The 3,049-nt window shown below is 45.9% G+C and carries 3 protein-coding genes; all 3 read left to right on the plus strand.

The genetic code is table 11. From position 1 onward, the window contains the following. Window positions 1-79 precede the first annotated feature (79 nt). The gene (locus tag RMO84_RS09985; protein ID WP_310488317.1) at window positions 80-490 is read left to right on the plus strand and encodes a hypothetical protein; all 411 of its coding nucleotides are present in this window, start codon (window positions 80-82) and stop codon (window positions 488-490) included. 96 nt (window positions 491-586) lie between these two features. Then, complete coding sequence (locus RMO84_RS09990) at window positions 587-1,459, plus strand: S-methyl-5'-thioadenosine phosphorylase (RefSeq protein WP_310488315.1); 873 nt, start codon at window positions 587-589, stop codon at window positions 1,457-1,459. A gap of 196 nt (window positions 1,460-1,655) precedes the next feature. Next, window positions 1,656-3,049: D-alanyl-D-alanine carboxypeptidase/D-alanyl-D-alanine-endopeptidase (gene dacB / locus RMO84_RS09995; RefSeq protein WP_310488316.1), on the plus strand; the 1,394-nt coding region annotated here is incomplete at its 3' end.

The raw sequence follows: 3,049 nt of genomic DNA on the forward strand, positions 1-3,049 counted from the left end.
GCGATCTCCGATGGATTAGGTACCGATCTGAATCGTCGGCTATAATCATTTATAAATATTTTTGAAGATTAATAAACCTGTGGGACAGTACGAACGGTTGGTATTGATGGCGGAAGACGAACTCACTCAATACAGTAGTGATGCGCGGAAGATCGAGAAATTGCGCCGCAAAATCGGTATATCCGTAAATAGAGCCGAGCAGCAAGCAGTCAAAGCCACCCTAGAGCAAGAATTACCTACCGGCGGCATTGCCAAATTAGTTGAAACCCAACGTCAAACTGTGGCGTTACCCTTTTGGGGTATTGCTGGATTGGGATTGTTATTTGGGATTTCCCTCAATCAGCCGCTAGATTTTATCGCCGCAGTTGGCGGCACAGCAGCAGCGATCGCCATTCAGAAATGGGGCTGGAAGCTTTATGCCAAAAGGATCGTGTTAGACACACTAATTGATATCGACACCAAAATCAGTGAAATCAAACCAAACCCTTAAATTAGGGAATAGGGGATAGGGGATAGGGGTTAGAGAAATTAGTTAAATAGCTATTGAAGCCCCAATCGATATTGAATACTTTGGAGTAATTAGTTGATGAATGATGTGAAAATTGGCATTATTGGTGGTAGTGGACTGTACCAAATGTCAGCCTTAAATAATGTCCGAGAGGTAAGTATCGAGACACCTTTTGGTAAACCTTCGGACAATCTCATCGTCGGTGAATTGGATGGTGTGGAAGTAGCTTTTTTAGCACGACACGGGCGCAATCATCATCTGACACCAGCAGAAGTTCCCTATCGCGCTAATGTCTATGCGATGAAACAAATTGGTGTCGAATATCTGATTTCGGCATCGGCAGTCGGTTCGCTGCAAGCAGAAGTTAAGCCGCTAGATTTAGTATTGCCGGATCAATTTATCGATCGTACCAAGAGTCGCGCGAGTACTTTTTTTGGCGACGGGATTGTCGGGCATATTGCCTTTGGCGATCCGATTTGTCATCAGTTAGCAGGTGTATTAGCAGACTCGATCGAATCCCTGAAACTACCCGAAATCACTTTACATCGCGGCGGTACATACGTCTGTATGGAAGGGCCAGCCTTTTCCACCAAAGCCGAATCGAATATGTATCGGCAGCTCGGCGGGACGATTATCGGTATGACCAATTTACCAGAAGCCAAGTTAGCTAGAGAGGCTGAAATTGCGTATGCGACGCTAGCATTAGCAACTGATTATGATTGTTGGCATCCCGATCACGATAATGTGACGGTAGATCTGATTATTGCCAATCTCCACAAAAATGCGAGTAATGCGCAACAAGTAATTCAAGCAACTGTTCGCCGCTTGAGTGCAAATTTATTTGTATCAGAGGCACATTCTGCCCTCAAATATGCAATTATTACACCACTAGATAAAGTACCTGAAGCTACCAAACAAAAGTTAGCTCTGTTATTGAAAAAATACCTGTGAATAAGCAATGAATTGGCGATCTCTAATGTCAATTAGTACTAAGAGATCGTGCGATCTAAATTATAGTGAAAAATAACGGCTCGATCTAGATACCCTCTTTACTCGCCCCCCGCTCCCCGCTCCCCGTCCCCCGCGCCTAGATCGTCCCAATCTAATGTAGACTAATGATTGCCAAAAATTGGGTGTGAGTTTACCGATGTCGCAGTTACTTCTTGCTCGTCAGCCGATCGCAACAACCTGCGGGTGGTTATTGGTGCAATTGCTCGCGATCGTGCCAGCACAAGGGCAACAGCAGCCAGTTATCGCACCGCCAGCATTACCAGCAGTTTGCCAAAATCAGCTCGCCACAGAGATCGATCGAATTATCGATCGACCCGAATTGCGTCGCTATCGCTGGGGGATTGTCGTGCGGGATTTAAATGGCACGAGTCAACTTTATAATCGGGATGGCGATCGATTATTTATTCCCGCTTCTAATGTCAAGCTCATTACTACTGCCATCGCGCTACGTCAGCTCGGTGCTACTAGACGATTGCGAACGTCAGTATACCAACTACCGAGCACGGGGAATCGAGCCAATCTCGTCGTTGTCGGTAGAGGCGATCCCAGTCTCACGGTAGCTAAATTACCGTTACTCGTCCAGCAACTCAGACAACGTGGCATTACCCAAATCGGGCAGATTAGTTTCGATGATGGCTACTTTCGTGGGGAACAGCTCAATTCTGGTTGGGAATGGGGCGATTTATCGACTGATTATGCACCCGCAATTAATGGGTTGATGTTGAATCAAAATTCAAATCCGTTGGTGGTAAGTCCCCAACAAATTGGGCTGCCACTTAAATATACGTGGAAAGATCCGAGTATCAATAATTGGCAAGTAGATAATCAAGGTTTGACGGCATTAGCAAGTCAGAACGATCGCGTGGATGCAATCGCGATGTTTGGCAAATCGACGATAAGGTTGACGGGTAAATTAGCTCTAAATGCCCCATCTACCCAAATCGATCTACCGCTGGTTAATCCCGCTGGCTCGTTTATGAATGCCTTCAATCAAAGCTTAAATCGATCGGGTATTTCGATCGGGAATGCGCGCCTAGTATCGGAGCAAAATATTTTTAATCTGCCGGAAATTGCGGCGATCGATTCGCCAACAATTACTGAACTAATTCAAGAAACCAATCAGAAAAGTAATAATGTCTATGCCGAAGTCCTGCTCAAATCGATCGGGCGTACTCATCCTACACACTATACTAGCAATGAAGATACCAGCACGCTCGGTATCGCTCTAGTCAAACAACGGCTGACAGAAATGGGGGTCGATCCTCAAGCCTACAGTCTTTATGATGGTTCTGGTTTGTCTCGACACAATTTAGTCGCACCCGCGACATTCGTCCGAGTCTTATCGACAATGGCAACTACCCCCGTCGGTCAAATTTACCGCGATTCTTTACCGCTCTCTGGCATCGGTGGTAGTCTCAAAAATCGGATGAAAGGGACTCTAGCTCAAGGTATCGTTCGGGCGAAAACAGGCAGTTTAAGTGGTGTTGCCAGCCTGTCTGGCTACATTAACCCACCTCAATATGCACCGTT

It is taken from the genome of Chamaesiphon sp. VAR_69_metabat_338 (assembly GCF_031423935.1).
Taxonomy (GTDB): Bacteria; Cyanobacteriota; Cyanobacteriia; order Cyanobacteriales; family Chamaesiphonaceae; genus Chamaesiphon.

Bases quoted from the DNA above. Each gene is read 5' to 3' on its own strand.
- RMO84_RS09990 (WP_310488315.1), top strand. From the start codon at position 587: ATGAATGATGTGAAAATTGGCATTATTGGTGGTAGTGGACTGTACCAA.